The organism is Megasphaera vaginalis (ex Bordigoni et al. 2020) (genome assembly GCF_900240295.1).
Taxonomy (GTDB): domain Bacteria; phylum Bacillota; class Negativicutes; order Veillonellales; family Megasphaeraceae; genus Megasphaera; species Megasphaera vaginalis.
Genome location: NZ_OEQB01000004.1, coordinates 214,211 through 234,008, shown reverse-complemented (window position 1 = coordinate 234,008; position 19,798 = coordinate 214,211). Strand labels below are relative to the sequence as shown.

Below are 19,798 nucleotides of genomic sequence, written 5' to 3'. Positions count from 1 at the left end.
CCTCCTCATTGCTGTCTTAGTCAGAAAGCTGCATTCCCATGCATTCATCTTTAAAAATTCTTGTGTCCATCATCTTTAGATCCGGCGAAACAATCGGTTCGAAATCCATTTGAGCCAACACATCTTTTTGTAAGTCAATTCCAGGTGCAATCTCGGTTAAAACCAATCCTTCATCACCTAACTGAAATACACATCGTTCCGTAATGTAAAGTACCGTTTGCTGATGTTCTCTGGCAAACGTACCACTGAAAGTAATCTGATCAATATTCTTTAAAAACTTATGCACCGCGCCTTCCTGGTTGATAATAAGTTTACCATCCTGTACTTCTTCCTGCAGGCCTTTAGCCGTAAAGGTACCACAAAAAACAACTTTAGGAGTGTTTTGCGTAATGTTGATAAACCCACCGCAACCGGCAATTCTCCCTTTAAATTTGCTGACATTTAAATCACCATTGCTGTTCGTCTCTGCTAAACCCAGATAGGCGATATCCAAACCGCCGCCATCATAAAAATCAAACTGATACGGATGCTCCATGATAGCTTCCGCATTAGCCGAAGCGCCAAATTCTCCGCCGCCGGCCGGTACACCGCCAATCGGTCCCGCTTCGACAGTCAAGATCAATTGATCTCCCACCTGTTCTTCATTGGCTACGGACGACACCCCTTCGGGGATACCGATACCTAAGTTGACCACAGCATGGGGAACTAATTCCATAGCAGCTCTGCGGGCAATAATCTTTCTTGCGCTCATCGGCATCGGCGGAATCTGTGACAAAGGAATCCGCGTTTCACCTGCATAGGAAGGATTATATGCCGTTCCATACGATTGTTCCGAATATTCGGGAGCCGATGCAACGACAACATAATCTACGTCAATTCCCGGTACAACAACGTCTTTAGGAGAAATCGTTCCGGATTCGGCCAAACGCTCCACTTGGACGACAACGATACCGCCGGAAGCCTTTGCTGCTAAGGCCGCCGATACCAATTCCAATTTTACAGCTTCATGCTCTGTCGAAATATTACCGTTCATATCCGCAGTTGTTCCCCGCAAAAAGGTAACATTAACGGGAAACGGTTTATACCACAAAAATTCTTCACCGTTCATATGAACAACTTCAATTAACTCATCCGTTGTAACATCATTTAGTTTGCCGCCTTCCACTCTGGGATCCACAAACGTATTCAACCCTACGCGAGTAATAATCCCAGGCTTGCGGGCCGATATATCTCGTATCCATTGAGTAAGCGTTCCTTGCGGCCAATTATAAGCTTCCACCTTATTATCTGCAATCATCCGTCCCATCTTAGGAGCCAAATTGAAATGTCCGCCGACAATGCGTTTAACCAGACCTTCATGAGCTAAGCGATTCACACCTCGATAATCCCCGTCCCCGATGGCTGCGCTATGAATAATAGTTAGATTGTTAGGGTGACCTTCACTCAAATACCGTTTTTCTACTGATTCCAGCAGTTCTTCCGGAATATTGCTGCCAACAAATCCGCAAATACATATTGTTGCTGAATCCGGTACCAACTCAGTCGCTTCTTTAGCAGAAATTATTTTTTTCATAATAAAATTATACCTCCCTTATGTTTTTAAACAATACCCGTTATGGCATATAAAAACACCGCAAAAAAGGCAACAACAATTTTAAATACAGTAATCGCAAATATATCTTTGTATGATTCTTTATGTGTTAATCCACAAACTGCCAGGATCGTAATAACGCCGCCATTATGCGGCAAACTGTCCAGTCCCCCTGAAGCCATTGCCACCACACGATGAAGAACTTCCGCCGGAATACCGGCTGCAGCCGTTTCTGCCAACCAATGCTGCCCAAAAATTTCCAAAGCGATACTCATGCCACCCGAAGCTGATCCCGTAATACCGGCTAGCACATTTACCATCAACGCCGCATTAAATAAAGGATACCCAGCACCAACATTTAACAAGACATTAGCAATCTCCGTAAATCCGGGTAATATGGCAATCACATTACCATAACCAACTTCTGATGCCGTATTCATAATTGCCAGCAAGGATCCTAAGGCTCCCGCATTAAGCGCTATTTTCAAGCTGCTACTCGGAGCAATAAACTTATATCCAAAAGCAGCGGCTAAAATGATAGATGCTAACAATCCTAAAATTAACGACCAGAGAGAAATTACACTTTGTACAGACTTAGCTACTAGAGGCAAGTTCATCTGTTGAAAGGGTTTAACTAAGTCAGGACTCCACTGATATGTTACTGAAAAGAAAAAATTGATTCCTAATACAGTCACAAGCGGAATAATGGAGATATACCATGGAGGTAATTTCCTATTTTCATCAGCTATCGATTCATTTAACACATGATTTCCATAACCCTCCCCACACCTGACAGCCAATTTCCGTTTCCATTCTAAATACAGATAACTCAAAACAACCAAAATAATGCCACAAATCAACCCCAATTTAGGAGCTGCATACGTAGTTGTTCCTAAATACACAGTGGGAATAATATTTTGAATTTGTGGAGCCCCTGGAGCACAATCCATTGTCAGGGTAAAAACCCCCATAACCAGCACAGCGGGAATCAATCGCTTAGGAATATCGGCTTCCTTAAATAAAGCAGAGGCAAACGGGTATATGGCAAAAACACAAACAAACATACTGACCCCACCGTAGGTAAGAATCATACAGGCAATTGCCACAGCTGCAATTGCTTTCTCTTTTCCAATAACATGGATAACTTCTTTTGCAATGCTTGCCGCCATCCCGGTTTCTTCCATCACTTTCCCAAATACTGCCCCTAAGAGAAATATGGGAAAGAAAGACTTAATATAGATAACGGCCTTTCCCATGAACAACTCGGTATACCCAGGTAATAACTGCAAATCAGACATACTCGCCGCTACTAAAGCACATACCGGTGCAAATAAAATAACAGAAAACCCCCGGTAAGCAATCGTAACTAATAAAACTAAACTTAAAATAACACCAATAACTTCCATAAAAACACTTCCTTTCTTTAGATATTTCGATCCTCAATGTATTTTGATTGTAAAATGGAAAAGCATTGATTAATATACACAAACTTCCGACAACAAGTGCCGTAATTTATAAAAAAATGACAGCGTTGACATTTTACTGTCAACGCTGTCATTTTTATGTATACTAGATCGTCTTCTCTCCTTCCCGGGAAGCAAAATACGTATGGCTGACTCGCCAGCGTTCATAGGACACATAGACGATGAGCAGGAAGAGTCCGAACGTGACGCAGGTCAGAACAATCCACAGCAGACTGCGCCAAAAAAGTTCCCACCCTGTACCATCAAAGAAAAGCTGTCGTCCCTGAATAAAGGTGTGGCGGTTTCGCCAACGTAGATACGCGGCCCAGACCCACGGCGTGGCGATACCGAAGGTGACGGCGCCGGCAACTGTCAGCAGCAGCATATACCCGGCGCAGGCCAGATAGGTGCCGGTAAATGTCGACTCCGGTCCGGCCGGAACGTCCGGCGCCGCGCTGGAAACGGTTTCACCGCATTGAGGACAAAAGCGGCTGTCATCGCGCATTTCCGCGCCGCAATGTTTACAAATCATCGTATAACCCTCCTGTCGTTTCCAATACGTCAATGCCTTACCGTTCCCGCCGACGCGGCGGGAATCTGATAAATCATCTTTACTATACTATACCAGATAGTGCCGGCGCGAGGAAAGGGAATAGCGCGGCGCCGCTTCACCTGTCCGCCTGTCCCCGTCACCGTTTCTCCTTCCCGCCGCCCGGACTTTGCAGTACAATAATTGTTAAGGAGGGATTCCATATGGAAACAATTACGTTATATAATGGCGTCGTCATGCCCCTTGTCGGCTTGGGAACGTTTAAGATCGACGACGCGGCAGCAGGCGAAGCGAATATTATCGACGCCATTCACTGCGGTTACCGCCTGCTCGACACGGCGCAGGCTTACGGCAACGAAGAAATCGTCGGCAAAGCCGTCAAGCGCAGCGGCGTCGATCGGCATGAGTTGTTTTTGACGACAAAAATCTGGTACCGTTCTTTTGAATCGCCGGACTGCGAAAAAAGTGTCGAAGCTTCTCTGCGAAAGCTCGGCACCGATTACCTCGATCTGCTCTTGCTCCATTGGCCTTACGGCAATATATACAATGCATGGCGCACGCTGGAAAAACTTTATCGGGCAGGCACGGTCCGCGCCATCGGCGTGTCAAATTTCATGGAGAGCCAGCTGCTGGATCTGTTGGAATTCAACGATGTCGCTCCGGCAGTGGATCAGGTGGAGACGCATCTGCGCTGCCAATATCCGTCGCTCCACGCGCTGCTGCGGGAACGCGGCATTGCGCACCAGGCCTATTCACCCTTCGGCCGATTTAAGGACCCGACGATGTTCACGGCTCCCGCGATCACGGCTATAAGTGAAAAGTACGGCAAGACGCCGCAGCAGATCGCGCTCCGGTTCTTCACGCAAGACGGGATTTCCGTCGTCCCCAAGTCAATGCGCCGTGAGCGGCTGTTGGCAAACAAAGACCTTTTCGACATTTCTTTAACTGACGAAGAAATGACTGCGCTGCGGCAAATGAACAGCGACCTGTATCTCATCGGCAACAGTCAGGACGGCGCTTTTACGAAAGCCTTTTTCGCCCGCTGATTTTCATTTACTTCCGCAACAAAGATACGTATAATAATACATATACATTACGAAAAGGAGACGATATCCATGAAAATTGTATTGCTCGAATCTCTCGGAATCACGCAAGAATTACTCGATTCGTATGTCCAGGCGTTGACGGCGGGCGGTCATGAGTTTACCGCTTATGAACGAACTGACGACATAGCCGTGCAAATCGAGGAAGCTAAGGACGCCGACATCCTGATGATCGCCAACATGCCGTTAAAAGCGGATGTCATCAACGCCTGCCCGAATCTGAAATACATCAACGTCGCTTTCACCGGCGTCGACCACGTGGCGCTTGACGCCGCCAAAGCCAGAGGCATCAAGGTCAGCAACGCTTCCGGTTATTCTACCGTCGCCGTTGCCGAGCTGACGCTGGCCATGATCCTTGATCTGCTCCGTTATGTGCCGCAAGTCGAAGCGGCCTGCCGCGCCGGCGGCACCAAAGCCGGCTTCATCGGCAGTGAGCTGGAAGGCAAGACAGTCGGCATCATCGGTACCGGCGCCATCGGCACAAAAGTCGCCGAGCTCGTGCACGCCTTCGGCGCCAAGGTTATCGCCTATAACGGTTTCTCCAACAAGGCGGACACGGATCTGATCAAATACATGCCGCTGAAAGACATGCTCTCCCAGTCCGACATCGTTTCTCTCCACTGCCCCGTAACGGATAAATCCCGCGGCCTGATCAACGCCGAAACGATCGGCTGCATGAAACCGACGGCGTTTCTCGTCAATGAAGCCCGCGGTCCCGTCGTCGATTCCCAAGCTTTAGCGGACGCCTTGAACAGCGGCAAAATCGCCGGCGCCGGCATCGACGTTTTTGAAACGGAACCGCCCTTGGATACAAACCATCCGCTGCTCCACGCCAAAAATACGATCGTCACGCCGCACGTCGCTTTCGCCACAAAGGAATCCATGGAAAAACGCGCCGTAATCGTCTTCGATAATATTCATACCTTCCTGGCCGGTAAGCAGCAGAACGTCATTTTATAACCTTACAACGAAACGAGCCTATCGAAACAGCTTTTTAAAATCGATTCCGGATGACCGGAATCGATTTTTTTTGATGGAAAAAGCGGGCGAATCGCCGCCGGCCGGACTGCGCCGCGTCGAAAAGGGCGCACAATCGCAGCTGCACAAAACCGCCATATTTTTAATACAAAGACTACCTTTCCGATAAAAAACATGTACAATATAGGAAAAGAGGTGATGATGATGATCGAAACAGCTGCCAATCCTCCTATACCGTCTGCAATGTTTTTTGCAGCCATGGATACCGTCACGGAAGGCGTCGTGATCATTGATACGGATTCCCGCATTATCTACGTGAACGACGCCTATACCAAGATTCTTCGCGTAAAAAAAGAACAGGTCCAATGCAAACGAATGGCGGAGATAGAACCGGACGCCCTCATTTTACATACGCTGAAAGACTATCAGCCGCGGCTGCACCAATGCGTCGAAATAAAATCACGCGGAAAAAAAGTAACCGTCAATATTACGCCTGTTTTTCAGGAAAACAAATTTATCGGCGCCGTTTCCGTATTTAAAGATATTACCGATATTTCTCTCGCCCGTCAGGAATTGATTACGACGCGTAATCTCAGCCAGTCCATTTTCAAATCGGCTGCCGGCGAAAACAGTAAGCTGCCGGCGGCCTATTCCTATATTATCGGACAGGACCCGCAGTTCATACGCTGCTTGAAAATGGCTGAAATCGTGGCCCCCACGGATGCAACGGTATTAATTGAAGGCGAAAGCGGCGCCGGAAAGGAAGTTTTTGTAAATGCCGTCCGCGTTTGCAGTGGCGGTCGCAAACAGCCGTTCATCAGCATGAACTGCTCCGCCATTCCCGACACGCTCATTGAGAGCGAGCTGTTCGGTTATACATCCGGCTCGTTCACCGGCGCTATTAAGGGCGGTAAAGCAGGAAAATTTGAACTGGCAAACGGCGGTACCATCTTCCTCGATGAAATCGGAGAAATGCCTTTATTTATGCAATCCAAACTCCTAAGAGTACTCCAGTCCGGAGAAATCCAAAAAATCGGTTCCGATAAGATTCAAAAGGTCGACGTCCGCGTCATTGCCGCCACCAACCGCAACCTGCAAAAAATGGTTGAAGCCGGAACGTTCCGGGAAGATTTGTATTTCCGACTGAACACATTTAAAATCGTCATTCCTCCGCTGCGAAAGCGCGGCAACGATATCCTGCTTTTAGCGAATTTCTTTCTGAAAAAATTCGCCGATAAATATCATAAAAAACTCTCCCTTTCGTCAGATACCTGCCAGGTCTTGCGAAGCGGTTCCTGGTTCGGCAACGTCCGTCAATTGGAAAGCTGCATTGAATATGCCGTTATCGTATGCACGGAAACGGAAATACAGCCCCGCCATTTGCCGGAAGAGCTTCATCGTATAGATACGGTAAGCGGCGCCGCTACTTCCGAAAAAAAGCGGTCTCCCGTTCGCCTGCAGGGCCAGCTGAAAGACGAAATCAGAGACGTGGAAAAAGAAAAAATTCTTCAGGCATTGCAACAAACAAAGGGAAATAAAACGAAAGCCATGGCCTTACTCGGCATCAGCCGCAGAACCTTTTATAAAAAAATAAAAATGTACGGAATTTCACAATGATAATATACAAAGTAAACAAAGCTGTTTACTTTGTATATTATTTCCACTGTTGTATACACCTTTAAAGTATACAACAGTGTTTTTTATTTATTGTTTTCATTCTCTTTAACTGTATTAAAATCGCTTCATTAAGCCGTTTTTATCTTTTACATCAATATTGGTACGATAATTTCTTATACTCTGTTGTATCACATTGCTTGTAAAACAAGTAAATGATCGTATTCACAAATTGTATTCAGAAAAGAGGTCAATACGTATGAAAACAATCCGAATAGGCGGCGGCCAAGGGTTCTGGGGCGACTTGAGCGACGCTCCTATCGCCATGGCTAAGCAGGACAACCTGGACTACATCTGCTGTGATTACCTGGCAGAATTGACATTATCCATTATGCGGCGCCAACAAGAAAAACGGCCTGAAGCCGGTTATGCCCGCGACTTCATCAAAGCGCTCGAAGGCATGCTTCCGTATATTGCCGAAAAAGGAACGAAAGTCATCACCAATGCCGGCGGTATGAATGTAAAAGCCTGTGTCGAAAAAGTAAAAGAAGTCATTAACAACGGAAATTACCACTTAAAAGTCGGCTACGTTCTCGGCGACGATGTCCGCGAACTTATCCCCGAACTGCGGGCCAAGGGGATTACGATGAAGCATATGGATACGGGCGAAGATATTGACCGCATTCTCCCGAACATGGTAAACGCCAACGTATATTACGGCGTAGAACCAATCGTCAAATGCCTGCAAGACGGCGCCGACATCATCATTCTCGGCAGATCGACGGACACCGCCATGTTTGAAGCGCCGCTCATCCATGAATTCGGCTGGAACCTCGACGACTGGACAGCCAAAGCCACCGGCATTCTGGCGGGCCATCTGTGCGAATGCGGAGCCCAGGCCACAGGCGGCAATTACGATTACGACTGGGAACACGTACCGAGTCCGGAAAATCTGGGCTATCCCATTGCAGAAGTCAGCGAAAAGGGCAGCCTCGTCCTGACAAAAACAAAAAACACGGGCGGTCTCGTTACTCCGCAGTCGGTAAAAGAACAACTCATGTATGAAATTCACGACCCGTCTCAATATATTACGCCCGACGTCATCGCCGATTTCAGTCGCATTACCCTGGAAGAAATCGAAAAAGACCACGTTGCCGTCAAAGGCGTAACCGGCACCCCGGCTCCCGACACCTTGAAGCTGTGCGTCGGCTATCTGGAAGGATACCGTAATGTGGCCTACCTGCCGTATTCCTGGCCCCGCGCACTCGACAAAGCGAAACTGGCCGCAGATATCCTTGACAAACGGTTGGCCATGAAAAACGCCCAGATCGTCCGTAAAAACATCAGCTACCTTGGCGTCAACGCCTTACACGGCCCGCTCGCGCCGGAACTCAACGCAGACCTGAACGAAGTCGTTCTCCGGTATGCCATTATGACGGAAACCAAAGCGGAAGGATTAAAATTGACGCCGGAAGTTGCCGCCGTCAGCAATTTAAACGGCCCTGCACAAGGTTGCTTCTTCGGCGGCCGTACTCGCCCGAGCGAAGTATTTGCTCTCTGGCCCACATTGATTCCTCGTGACGCGATTACATTAACCACTTATGTTGAGGAGGTTTAAGATAATGAACGTACAATTAAAAGATATTGCCCATGGACGCTGCGGAGATAAAAGCGATACGTCAAACATCTGCATCTACGCCCGCAAACCGGAATATTATGCAGCAATGGAACAACAATTGACGGCCGATCGCGTCCGCCGCCATTTTGAAGGACTGGTATTCGGCGATGTCACGCGATACGAATTGCCCCAACTCGACGGCTTTAACTTCGTCATGCACCATGCCCTGGACGGCGGCGCCACTCGCTCACTGCGTCTCGACACGTTGGGCAAGTGTATGGAAGCCGCATTGCTTCGCATGGAAATTGAACTTGATACCTAATTAAACTACGAACATTACAGCCCACAGAAAGGATGAATTTATCATGAAAACAAATCAATATTCCGGATTCCATAAACTTACATTAGAAAAAAGAGCACAAGAAGTTGCTGAATTTGCAAGCTTATCTTCAGAAGAACTCGACCGTATTGTAAAACCGGGCGCATTACCGAATGAAGTTGCCGATCATTGTATCGAAAATGTAATTGGCACTTACCAATTACCGATGGGTATCGCTATGAATTTTGTTATTGACGGGCAGGAAAAAGTTATTCCCATGGTTGTAGAAGAAGCCTCTATTGTTGCCGCCGCATCCAATGCCGCAAAAATGGCACGAAGCAGAGGCGGTTTCCATACCAGTTATACAGGTAATATTATGATTGCACAGGTCCAGGTCGTGGATATCTCTAATCCCTATTTCGCCTGCCAGGAAATATTACACCATAAAGAAGAAATCCTTTCTATTGCAAATAAAAAAGATCCTGTACTCGTCAAAATTACCGGAGGTGCTAAAGATATCAACGTCCGTGTCGTTGATTCAATTATTGGCCCAATGGTTGTCGTTCATTTGATTGTCGATACCGGAGATGCAATGGGAGCTAACGCGGTAAACACGATGGCCGAAGCCGTAGCACCGCTTATTGAACAGATAACCGGAGGCACTGTAAAACTCAGAATTCTTTCAAACCTGGCGATCTATCGACTGGCACGAGCAACGGCAACATTCGATAAAGAAGTTATCGGCGGAGAAGACGTTGTCAACGGTATAATAGCCGCATATGCATTCGCCGAGGCAGATCCATTTCGTGCAGCAACGAGTAATAAAGGGATAATGAATGGAATGGATCCGGTTGTCGTTGCTACAGGAAATGACTGGAGAGGAATGGAAGCGGCCGCACACTCGTACATGTATTATAAATACGGAAAATACACCTCCATGACCCGTTGGGAAAAAGATATAAACGGCAACTTGACAGGTTCTATTGAGCTACCGATGATGGTAGGATTAGTCGGCGGCGCCACCAAAATCCATCCCGGGGCACAAGTTGCTATTAAAATACTGGGGGTAAAAACAGCGGAAGAACTTGCCCGCATTATCGCTGCTGTCGGATTGGCCCAAAATTTCGCAGCCATGCGAGCTTTGGCTACAGACGGAATTCAAAAGGGGCACATGAAACTTCATGCCCGAAACGTCGCTACCGTAGCAGGAGCAAAGGGAGACGTTCTTGAAAAAGTAGTAGCCCGGATGATTGCAGAAAAAAATATAAACGTTGAGTATGCGAAAGAGCTGATTACACAAATGACCTAAGGAGGTTATCCCGCTATGAGACAGGAACCATTAGCAGATATATGGGGAGACACTGTAACTCTGCACGATTTAAGTAAAGGGATCCTAATTGGAATTGCCATTAGCTTGAGTTGCTACTTGGGCGCAAGTTATCTCATAGGCATGCAGTTTCCTAACTTGGACAACAAATTGATTTCGGCCTATTCATTACTTTTCGGGATCGGCGGGTGTGTATTGTCAGCCGTCGTTTGTGCCAATTTGTTTAAGCCTAAACGATCATTAAACGAAGAAGAGTTTTCCGCAGAAGATCGTGATCGTGTTTTGCAAGAATTACAAATAGACCCTGCAAAAGAAAAGGACGAATTAAAATACGTAGATAAAAAAGTTTTACAAGAAATGAAAGATCTAAAGTTATATGAATTATTCGCAGGACAAAGCGCAACGAATGAAGCCAGTAATCAAATCGTTGAGGGAGGTGGAAAGTAATGGATGGGATTGTCTTTAATGATTTGATCTGGGCAGTTTTCATGGCATTGGCCGGAGGCATTATTTTTTCCGGAGTCGGCTTGATTTCCGGAACAGACGAAACTTCTACAATTGCTCCTTTAACTCTTTTGATTGTCCTTTTAGGAGTCCCTCCTGTTGCTGTTTTCTCGTGGTTTATGGGAGCTGCCATCTCCAAACACATGATTCATGCGATTCCAACGGCCCTCATGGGAGTACCTGGCGACACGATGGCAGTTCCGATGCTGGAAGATGCCGCAGTATTGAGAAAGCTCGGTGTCCCGCACATGGCTTTGCGTAAAATGATTTCCGGTGGTATTATTGCAGCATTTCTTGCATTACCGGTCAGTGTAGGATTTGCTTCTCTACTTGCACCATTTGCTGACATCGTCAAAAGTTGGGCTCCAGTTGTATTTACAATTGCCTCAATCATTATTGCCTACACCTCCGGCGGTAAATGGGCCAGCCTGTTTGTATTGCTGCCCTTCGCTTTTTTCGTCCAAGGCCTGAATAAAATGGCTATTGCCAGCATTGGTCACGGTGTATTTATCAGTATGTTCTTGGGAATCGCAATCGGTCCAATGTTTGCCGATCTGATAACGGTTCTTTCACCTGGATCACGCCATTTATTAAAAAGGGAGTCTGCCCGTGAATTTTGGCTCGCTCCGGAATTAAAAACGTGGAAGGGCTATTTTCCTAATCCCGTTAAGATACTTTCAAAACACCAACTTTTATATAATGCAATGACTGCCGGAGTCGCCGCTCTTACCTTTACGTTCAGTCCTGTCGGAATGACTGTCATGATGGGTGAGTTTGTCGGGACTCGCATCAAAGGCCTATATCAGCGAATGACTTCTACGTTAGCAGTAATGAATGGCACAACGGAAGCGACATACATTGCCGAAACGATTATTCCCCTGTTGGCGTTCGGAATTCCTCTCAGTCCCGTTGGACTGGGTCCAGCGGCCCCACTATTTAATGCGCCTCCCGTATTTACTGCCCAGCCTGTTCATAACTTGCACAACTATATGACTGCAGCGGACTTTCTGATTTTTGGTTATATTGGACTGATTGTTGCCTTTTTTGTTGCTTATCCGTTCTCTATGAACTATGCCCGAACGGCAAGCGCATGGGTATTAAAGCACGTCAGTCAAGAAGCGATTATCAGTATGTTTTCCGGCTTAATTGTAGTTATTTCTTACTTTGAAGCCGGGATCGTCGGCATTGCCATCGCCGTAACGATTGCCATTTTCGGCGGTATTCTGAATCGTTTCTTCGGCGTGCATACGGGCGTGCAATACATGGTATATTATGCATCACCATGGCTAATGTTAACACTATTGGGAATTAAATAAATACTCATTTTGTTGATGCCAGAACATTAAGTAATATAGCATCGCTGTCCATATTTACATGTATAAAAAAGCTGTCGCAGTATCTAGCTGCGACAGCTTTTTATTGTCCGTTCATCTGCCAAGTCTCTTTTTTCATGGTATACTAACAAATATACGTACAGTTAGTATTCGCTGAGCAGGTGTCCGTAATGCCCGATATTTCCCTATCCTTACAGTTAAAACCGAAGCTGTCCCAATTTCAACAGCTCTCCATAAAAATTCTTCCCCTGCAGACCCATGACTTGACGCAGCTGTTGCAGGATGCAGCGACGGAAAACCCGCTCCTTGAGCTGCACTACCATGACGTGGCCGCTGCCGGAACGACGCCGCTCGATACGCCGAGCCGGCCGGCATCGGCGCGAGCATCGCTTTTGGCTCAGCTGCGGCTGCAGTCTTTATCGCAACGGATATTTGCGGCGGCGGCGCTGATCATCGGCTCCCTGGACGACAAGGGATTTTTCCCGGACGATGCCGTCTCACTCGGCGCGACCAAGGGCTTCACAGCGCAGGAAATGGCTTGTGGACTGGCGGCGGTCCAGCATCTTGACCCGCCCGGTATCGGCGCCGCGTCACTGCAGGAAGCGCTGCTGATCCAGACGCGCCGCAGTGAAAACGCGCCGCCCCAAACGGAACGACTTCTCCGCGACTTTTACGGTGACTTTTTGAACGGCCATTGGCAGCGTTTGAAAGAGTCCCTGCGCCTATCGTCGGACGACCTGCAGTCCATCATCGCTTTTTTGAAGACCTTATCATTGCAGCCGCTCTCCCGGATCAGTGAAGAGACAGCATACGTCCGGCCCGAAGTCGAAGTTTTCCTGACAGCGGAACAGACGCTGTCTTTCCGCTTTTTGCAAGAGCTGCCGACGGTTTCCTTCCGGGACGATCTGTATGCGGTATACGGCAAGGACGCCGACAGGAAAACAAAAACGTACCTGCACAAAGCGCGCCGCTCTTTTATCGATCTCGAAACGGCGCTGCGTTACAGGCGGCAATCCATCAGTCGCACGCTGGAAATTATCCTCCAAGTACAGCACGCGGCGTTTGTCGCCGCCGCCCCGCTCAAACCGCTCCTGCAAAAGGACATTGCCGCCGCAGCCGGCTTGAGCGAAGCCACGATCTGCCGCGTTTGCCGTGATCGTTATCTGCTTTTCAATAACCGACTGTACAGCTTTCATCAGTTCCTCGCCCAGCCCTACGCCTGCGGCAGACACAGCATTTCCGACGACGCCATCAAACGGCGCATTGCCGACTTGATCGCCAACGAGGACCCGCGACATCCCTGGTCCGATCAGGAGTTGACGGACACGCTCTGCCGCGACGGCATTACGATTGCCCGCCGCACCGTCGCCAAGCTGCGCCTCCAAGCGGGAATTCCCAAAAAATCATTGCGTAAAGTATTAGGACATAACTAAAGTGACGGCGCACTCATTGTTTCAGCCTGTTAAACAGAGTCTGACGGCTCAGATGCAGAATCTTAGCAACTTGAACCTTGGTATAGCCTTGATCCAACAGATCCTGAATGACTAATTGCTGGAAAGAAGCCTGTAGTTTTTTCATGTCCAAATCGGGGACCATCTCGTCATGGCGCAGCGTCCCGGTCACCGACGCCGGCTGTTTCACATCGTCAAAGAGCTCGCCGTAATCGTCGCTGCAACTGTCGCTGAATATATGATACCGCATGGCTACACTGTGCAGTTCGCGGATATTTCCCCACCAACGATGCCGTTCCAGGGCGTTTTGCAGCTGCGGCGGAACGGCTTTTCCCCGCCCCTTCTTTCCGGAAATTTTTTCCATAAAAAAGGCGAATAAATAAACGATATCTTCTTTTCGCTCATTTAGAGACGGCAGATTCAGCGTCAGCGTATTCAAACGAAAAAACAGGTCACGGCGAAACGCCCCGGATAAAACGGCCTGCATAATATCGGCATTGCTGGCGGAAATAACGCGGATATCCAAGGGAATGATATAGTCCGAGCCGATGCGCATGACTTCTTTCGTTTCCAGAACGCGCAGCAGTTTGGACTGAATATTGGGCGACATGCTGTTGATCTCATCGAGAAAAATCGTCCCGTTATGGGCCAGCTCGAAAAGCCCCGCCTTGCCTTCTTTGCGGGCGCCTGTAAAGGCGCCGCCGACGTAGCCGAAAAGTTCACTTTCCAACAAATCGGACGGCAGCGCCGCACAATTGACGACGACGAAAGGGCCGTTACGCCGCGGGCTGTGGTTATGAATGCTCTGCGCAAACAGTTCCTTACCCGTGCCGCTTTCACCTTGGATCAACACCGGCGCATCGTAAGTCGCCATCGTCGCGGCAGTGTGAATGATATTTTTCATGCCGTCGTTGATCGTCTTGATATCGGAAAAGTGATGCTGCGCCTGGAGACCCGTTTTGGACAACTTGTACCGAATATGTTTTTCCAGATGTTGCAGTTCCGTAACGTCGCGGATATTCAGCGCATAATGTTGGTCCCGATCGACGCGAAAAGTCGACGTCGTAATGACCAGCGTGTACGGGGCCAAGGTCACGATCTTTTCCTTCAGTTGCTGCGGCCCCGCCCCCTCTTCCAGGATGCCCGGCAAGACGTCGCGCAGGTAACCCGGATTGCCTGCCGTCTTTAAAAAGCGTTTGGCCATCTTATTGATATGGTATATTTTTCCGGCGGCGTCACAAATGATGATGCCGTCGTTGAAGTTTTCCAGGACGGCGCTGATCATGGCGCCCCAGTTTTGCCCTTGTCGCTTGAAGGATATCAATTCGCAGGCGTATTGGTACACAGAAAGGATAGCTGATTCACTGGGCCTGATCGGCATAATCGGCAGCGGCGTATTGGCGATCTGCGGCAACAGCGTGCAGCCGACAAGGACGGCGTCGGAAGTGACGGGAATTCGGTTGACAATGGTCCGCAATTCATGATATGTCGTATCGACACTGTAAGAGCTGTGGATCTTCAGCTTCTTCTTGATATCGTCGGAACAGAGCTCGGCATTAAAAATAAAATTTTTATTCAGCAGCAGATGAATCGTATTATACGACGCCACTTGATGAAGCGTGTAAAGCGTATCGCTTGTCGAGCTGTACAGACAAAGGATCGGCACTTCCGTAATCGTGCGGCTGAGAATCGAGTGGGAACCGCTGTTCGTAATAATAACCTGCGCACCGCCGGCAATCATGTCCTGCGCCTGTTTTTCAATATGCTCCAAGTCGATAATCCCGATTTCCGTCCGGATGTCGATCTTCTCCTGCTCCGACCGGTAAATCCAGAGAATCTGCTCAACTTCTTTTTTTAATATTTCATCGGCTAACAAAAATGATATTTTTTCCATGATTATCATCCCCTACCCGTACCAGTTCTCGTATGCTTCTATTGTAGCAAAGTAAACCCTGTCAGTAAAATATTGTCTACTTTTTTTACATAAGTTGCAGTTATTTCTGTTATGCTTTTTGGTAAACATAAGGTAAAACCTGTATTTCTATAATTGGCCCGAAAATTTCTTATATATCATTGCCTGAATGATTTTTTCGTTTTCTTTTTATGTTTTTATGGTATTTATATTTATATTTAAAGCAAGGAGGCTGTTTATGATGAAAAAACTAATGACAGGAGATGAAGCCGTCGCCAGAGGTTTATACGAAGCAGGCGTTTCTTTCGCTTCCGCTTATCCCGGTACGCCGAGTACGGAAATACTGGAAAACATTTCCGCTTACGATGAAGTTTATGCCGAATGGGCTCCCAACGAAAAGGTAGCCATGGAAGCCGCTATCGGCGCTTCCATGGCCGGCGTCCGCTCCTTTGCGTCAATGAAGATGGTCGGCGTCAACGTGGCCGCCGATCCGCTTTTCACCTTCTCCTATCTCGCTGTAAACGGCGGCTTCATGTTCGTTTCCGCCGACGATCCCGGCATGCATTCTTCCCAAAACGAACAGGACAACCGCAATTACGCCAAATTTGCCAAGATCGCGATGTTGGAACCGTCGGACTCGCAGGAATGTCTCGACATGACGAAAGGCGCCTATGACTTGAGTGAAAAATTCGGCGTTCCCGTCATGCTGCGTATGACGACACGCGTCTGTCACTCGAAGAGCCTCGTCGAAGAAGGCGTTCGCCAAGAAGTCTCCCCGGTCCTGTATGAAAAACACCGCGAACGGATGGATGCCGTTCCTGCCGTTTCCAAGGTCCGCCGTTACGTCGTTGAAGAACGGGAAGAAAAGCTGAAAGAGTACACGGAAATCTGTCCGTGGAACAGCACGGAAATGAACTCCACAAAAATCGGCATCGTCGCTGCCGGCGCCGCATACACGTACGCGAAAGAGGTCTTCGGCGAAAATGCTTCGTATTTCAAAGTCGGCCTGACCTACCCGATGCCGCTGAAAAAGATCAAAGAATTCAGCGAAGCCGTTGACGAGTTGTACGTCATTGAAGAACTCGATCCGTATATGGAAGAACAGATCCGCCAGGCCAGCATCGCCTGCCACGGAAAAGACGTCATCCCCAAGATTGACGAGCTGAATCCGAATATCATCGCCAAGGGCATTCTGCACGAAGAAAGTAAGGGCGTCGACGTACCGGACGACCTGCTCGTACCGCGGCCGCCAACTTTATGCGCCGGCTGTCCTCACCGCGGTTTCTTTTATGAACTGAGCAAACGTAAAAACACCGTCATGATCGGCGATATCGGCTGTTATGCCTTGGGCGGAGCCGAACCGCTGAACGCCAAGGACATCGCCCTTTGTATGGGCAGCGCCTTTTCCGTCGGCCACGGCATGGTACACAGTTTTGAACGGAGCCATCAGGATAAGCGCGTCGTCGCCGTCATGGGCGATTCGACGTTCTTCCATACAGGCATCAATTCGCTGACGGAAGTTGCGTATAACGGGTCCAATACGATCTGCGTCATCTTGGACAACCGCATTACCGGCATGACCGGCCATCAGGAAAATCCCGGCACCGGCTACAACATCAAAGGCGATCCGACGACGCTGATTGATCTGGAAGCCGTCGTCAGCGCCTTGGGAATCAAAAACATACGCACCGTCAATCCCTTGGACCTGAAAGCGATGAAAGAAACGCTGGACTGGGCTTACGCCATTACAGACGCCCCGTCGGTCATCATTACCAGATGGCCTTGCGTCTTGAAAAAATTCTCGAAAGAAGACCTGGAAGAATTTGCCATTGACAATCGTATTTTCGTCGTCGATCAAGAGAAATGCATCGGCTGTAAGAAATGTCTTTCCACCGGCTGTCCGGCACTGCGTTTTGATGACGAAAAGAAGAAGTCGTCCATCTCCGCCGCCGACTGCGTCGGCTGCAGCGTCTGCGCGCAAGTCTGCCCTGTGAGTGCTATTTCCCGGAAGGAGGTCCTTTAAGATGAATGACGTAAAAAGCGTATTGTTTGTCGGCGTAGGCGGCCAAGGAACGATTTTAGCCAGTAAGATCCTGACGATCGGCCTGATCGAAAACGGCTATGATGTAAAAATGTCGGAAGTTCACGGCATGAGCCAGCGCGGCGGCAGCGTCAGCACCCAAGTCCGCTTCGGCAGCAAGGTCCATTCGCCGATTATCGGCGAAGGCGCGGCAGACCTGCTCGTGTCTTTTGAGGAAATGGAAGCCGCCCGTTATGCGAAGTTCATGAAGCCCGACGGAAAGATCGTCGTCAACACGTACCGCATCCCGTCCATGCCGATCTTGTCGGGAGCCCGGAAATATCCGACGACAATTATAGAAGAGCTGGAAAAGAGAGCGACGGTACTGAAATTGGACGCTACAAAGATTGCAACGGACATTGGCAACCCGAAGAGCGCCAACATCGTTCTCCTCGGCGCCCTGATTAAAGCCTTGGATCTGACGGATATCGACTGGAAGGCGATCATCGCCAAAACGGTCAAACCGAAATTTATCGATCTCAATTTACAAGCCTTTGCGTTAGGCTTCAACGCAGTATAATGAACTATCTGTCCTTTCGAGAGGGGATGAACCAATTATGACGTTCTTCAGACGGAAATCTTTTGATGAACTGATGGCAACAACGCAGGAAAAGAAATTGACGAAAGCGTTGGGAGCCATGGATATAACCTTGATGGGCCTCGGCATCATCATCGGCACGGGCATCTTCGTCCTGACCGGCATCGGCGCCGCCAAGTACGCCGGACCGGCGCTGATGTTGTCCTTCGTTCTTGCCGGCGTGACCTGCGCTTTTGTTTGTCTTGCGTATTCGGAACTGGCGTCCTTTTTACCTGTCGCCGGCAGCTCGTATACGTATGCCTATGCGTCTTTAGGAGAAATCTTCGGCTGGTGGGTCGGCTGGAGCCTGATTCTGGAATACTCCGTCGGCGCCAGCGCCGTTGCCGGCGGCTGGTCCGCCTACTTCGTCGGCATCCTTCACTCCTGCGGCATCGATTTGCCGAAAGCGCTGACTATGGTGCCGGCAGACGGCGGCATCGTGAATTTGCCTGCCGCCGCCGTCGTGCTCCTGGCTACGCTGCTGCTGGTCATCGGCGTCAGGGAAAGCGCCAGAGTAAACAAGATTCTCGTATTCATCAAAATCGGCACGATCTTCATTTTCCTCTTCTTTGCAGCCCCCCATATCGATCCCGTCAACTGGGATCCCTTCCTGCCCTTCGGCTGGAAAGGCGTAACGGCAGGGACAGCCGTCCTGTTCTTTGCCTACTTGGGCTTCGACGCCTTGTCGACGGCGGCTGAAGAAACGAAAAATCCGAAACGGGATATGCCGATCGGCATCATTTCTGCCTTAACGATTTGTACGATTTTGTATATCGCCGTCTGCGCCACAATGACGGGCGTCGTGCCTTATCAAATGCTGAACACGGCGGCGCCGGCTTCTTATGTATTGGAATACATCGGCATGCACGCCGGCTCGGCCATCGTCGGCACCGGCGCTCTTTGCGGCCTTTCGACAGTCGTCCTGATGATGCTCTTCGCGCAAAGCCGCGCGCTCTATTCCATGAGCCGCGACGGTTTGATGCCGATGTCGCTGTACAAGGTTCACTCGAAGTTCCATACGCCCTATAAGATCCAAATTATCGTCGGCATTCTCGTCGCCTGCATCACGGGCTTCACGCCGATCCAGATCGTCGCCGAAACCTGCAGCGCCGGCACGATTTTCGCATTCCTCTGCTCCTGCGTCGGCATCATCGTCCTGCGCCGCATCTATCCCGACAAACCGCGTGCCTTCCGCTGCCCTGCAGTCCATATCATCGCGCCTTTGGGATTTATTTTCTGCGCCTTTATCTTCACGCAGCTCTCCTGGCACACGCTGGCGCTCTTCGTCTTTTGGTCCATTCTGGGCCTGATCATCTATGTGGCCTACGGTCATAAGCACAGTGTCATAAACAATCATCCTGAGGTATAATAAAAGGG

The 19,798-nt window shown here is 49.0% G+C and carries 17 protein-coding genes; 12 read left to right on the top strand and 5 right to left on the bottom strand.

The genetic code is table 11. The features are described from left to right. Nucleotides 1–16 precede the first annotated feature (16 nt). From C0977_RS06885 to C0977_RS11215, 4 genes are all read right to left on the bottom strand, one after another. The gene (locus C0977_RS06885) at nt 17–1,573 is read right to left on the bottom strand and encodes an acyl CoA:acetate/3-ketoacid CoA transferase (protein WP_101912867.1); all 1,557 of its coding nucleotides are present in this window, start codon (nt 1,571–1,573) and stop codon (nt 17–19) included. Between the two features lie 26 nt (nt 1,574–1,599). Then, on the bottom strand, nt 1,600–2,997 hold the full coding sequence (locus C0977_RS06880; RefSeq protein ID WP_101912866.1) for a GntP family permease: 1,398 nt from the start codon (nt 2,995–2,997) through the stop codon (nt 1,600–1,602). Between the two features lie 163 nt (nt 2,998–3,160). Further along, nucleotides 3,161–3,586 (bottom strand): DUF898 family protein, encoded by a 426-nt coding sequence (locus C0977_RS06875; RefSeq protein ID WP_101912910.1) that lies wholly within the window; start codon nt 3,584–3,586, stop codon nt 3,161–3,163. Between the two features lie 29 nt (nt 3,587–3,615). Next, complete coding sequence (locus C0977_RS11215; protein WP_268802361.1) at nt 3,616–3,747, bottom strand: hypothetical protein; 132 nt, start codon at nt 3,745–3,747, stop codon at nt 3,616–3,618. Between the two features lie 60 nt (nt 3,748–3,807). Between C0977_RS11215 and C0977_RS06870 the strand changes: the two genes are divergently transcribed. The 9 genes from C0977_RS06870 to C0977_RS06830 all read left to right on the top strand — a co-directional run bounded on the left by C0977_RS06870 (nt 3,808) and on the right by C0977_RS06830 (nt 13,834). After that, the gene (locus C0977_RS06870; RefSeq protein WP_101912865.1) at nt 3,808–4,650 is read left to right on the top strand and encodes an aldo/keto reductase; all 843 of its coding nucleotides are present in this window, start codon (nt 3,808–3,810) and stop codon (nt 4,648–4,650) included. Between the two features lie 69 nt (nt 4,651–4,719). Then, nucleotides 4,720–5,667: a 2-hydroxyacid dehydrogenase gene (locus tag C0977_RS06865; RefSeq protein WP_023053874.1), complete on the top strand. Its 948-nt coding sequence runs from the start codon at nt 4,720–4,722 to the stop codon at nt 5,665–5,667. A gap of 216 nt (nt 5,668–5,883) precedes the next feature. Then, nucleotides 5,884–7,302: a sigma-54 interaction domain-containing protein gene (locus tag C0977_RS06860; protein ID WP_159459042.1), complete on the top strand. Its 1,419-nt coding sequence runs from the start codon at nt 5,884–5,886 to the stop codon at nt 7,300–7,302. Nucleotides 7,303–7,558: 256 nt separating this feature from the next. Continuing rightward, a complete protein-coding gene (locus C0977_RS06855) occupies nt 7,559–8,917 on the top strand; it encodes an acyclic terpene utilization AtuA family protein (RefSeq protein WP_101912863.1) in 1,359 nt (452 codons plus the stop codon). Between the two features lie 4 nt (nt 8,918–8,921). Further along, entirely contained in the window at nt 8,922–9,239 is a 318-nt protein-coding gene (locus C0977_RS06850; protein ID WP_200814237.1) for a hypothetical protein, read from the top strand. A 43-nt stretch (nt 9,240–9,282) separates the two neighbouring features. Further along, nucleotides 9,283–10,545, top strand: a complete 1,263-nt coding sequence (locus C0977_RS06845) for a hydroxymethylglutaryl-CoA reductase, degradative (protein ID WP_101912862.1) — start codon at nt 9,283–9,285, stop codon at nt 10,543–10,545. Nucleotides 10,546–10,560: 15 nt separating this feature from the next. Then, nucleotides 10,561–11,010 carry a hypothetical protein gene (locus C0977_RS06840; RefSeq protein WP_101912861.1) on the top strand — a complete coding sequence of 150 codons (450 nt, stop codon included), beginning with the start codon at nt 10,561–10,563 and terminating at the stop codon, nt 11,008–11,010. Continuing rightward, nucleotides 11,010–12,383, top strand: a complete 1,374-nt coding sequence (locus C0977_RS06835) for a tripartite tricarboxylate transporter permease (RefSeq protein ID WP_101912860.1) — start codon at nt 11,010–11,012, stop codon at nt 12,381–12,383. Before C0977_RS06840 ends, C0977_RS06835 begins: the two co-directional genes overlap by 1 nt. Nucleotides 12,384–12,571: 188 nt before the next feature. After that, nucleotides 12,572–13,834 (top strand): RNA polymerase factor sigma-54, encoded by a 1,263-nt coding sequence (locus C0977_RS06830; RefSeq protein WP_101912859.1) that lies wholly within the window; start codon nt 12,572–12,574, stop codon nt 13,832–13,834. A 13-nt stretch (nt 13,835–13,847) separates the two neighbouring features. Here the strand turns inward: C0977_RS06830 and C0977_RS06825 are convergent, their stop codons facing one another. Beyond that, on the bottom strand, nt 13,848–15,746 hold the full coding sequence (locus tag C0977_RS06825) for a sigma-54 interaction domain-containing protein (protein WP_101912858.1): 1,899 nt from the start codon (nt 15,744–15,746) through the stop codon (nt 13,848–13,850). A gap of 256 nt (nt 15,747–16,002) precedes the next feature. Here C0977_RS06825 and iorA point away from each other — a divergent pair, with 256 nt between their 5' ends. Genes iorA through C0977_RS06810 form a run of 3 tightly spaced genes read left to right on the top strand, consistent with a single transcriptional unit; the run spans nt 16,003 to nt 19,790 of the window. Continuing rightward, nucleotides 16,003–17,787, top strand: a complete 1,785-nt coding sequence (gene iorA, locus C0977_RS06820) for an indolepyruvate ferredoxin oxidoreductase subunit alpha (protein WP_234987595.1) — start codon at nt 16,003–16,005, stop codon at nt 17,785–17,787. A 1-nt stretch (nt 17,788) separates the two neighbouring features. Then, nucleotides 17,789–18,364 carry an indolepyruvate oxidoreductase subunit beta gene (locus C0977_RS06815; RefSeq protein ID WP_023053120.1) on the top strand — a complete coding sequence of 192 codons (576 nt, stop codon included), beginning with the start codon at nt 17,789–17,791 and terminating at the stop codon, nt 18,362–18,364. Nucleotides 18,365–18,401: 37 nt separating this feature from the next. Further along, a complete protein-coding gene (locus C0977_RS06810) occupies nt 18,402–19,790 on the top strand; it encodes an amino acid permease (protein ID WP_101912857.1) in 1,389 nt (462 codons plus the stop codon). Nucleotides 19,791–19,798: the final 8 nt, after the last annotated feature.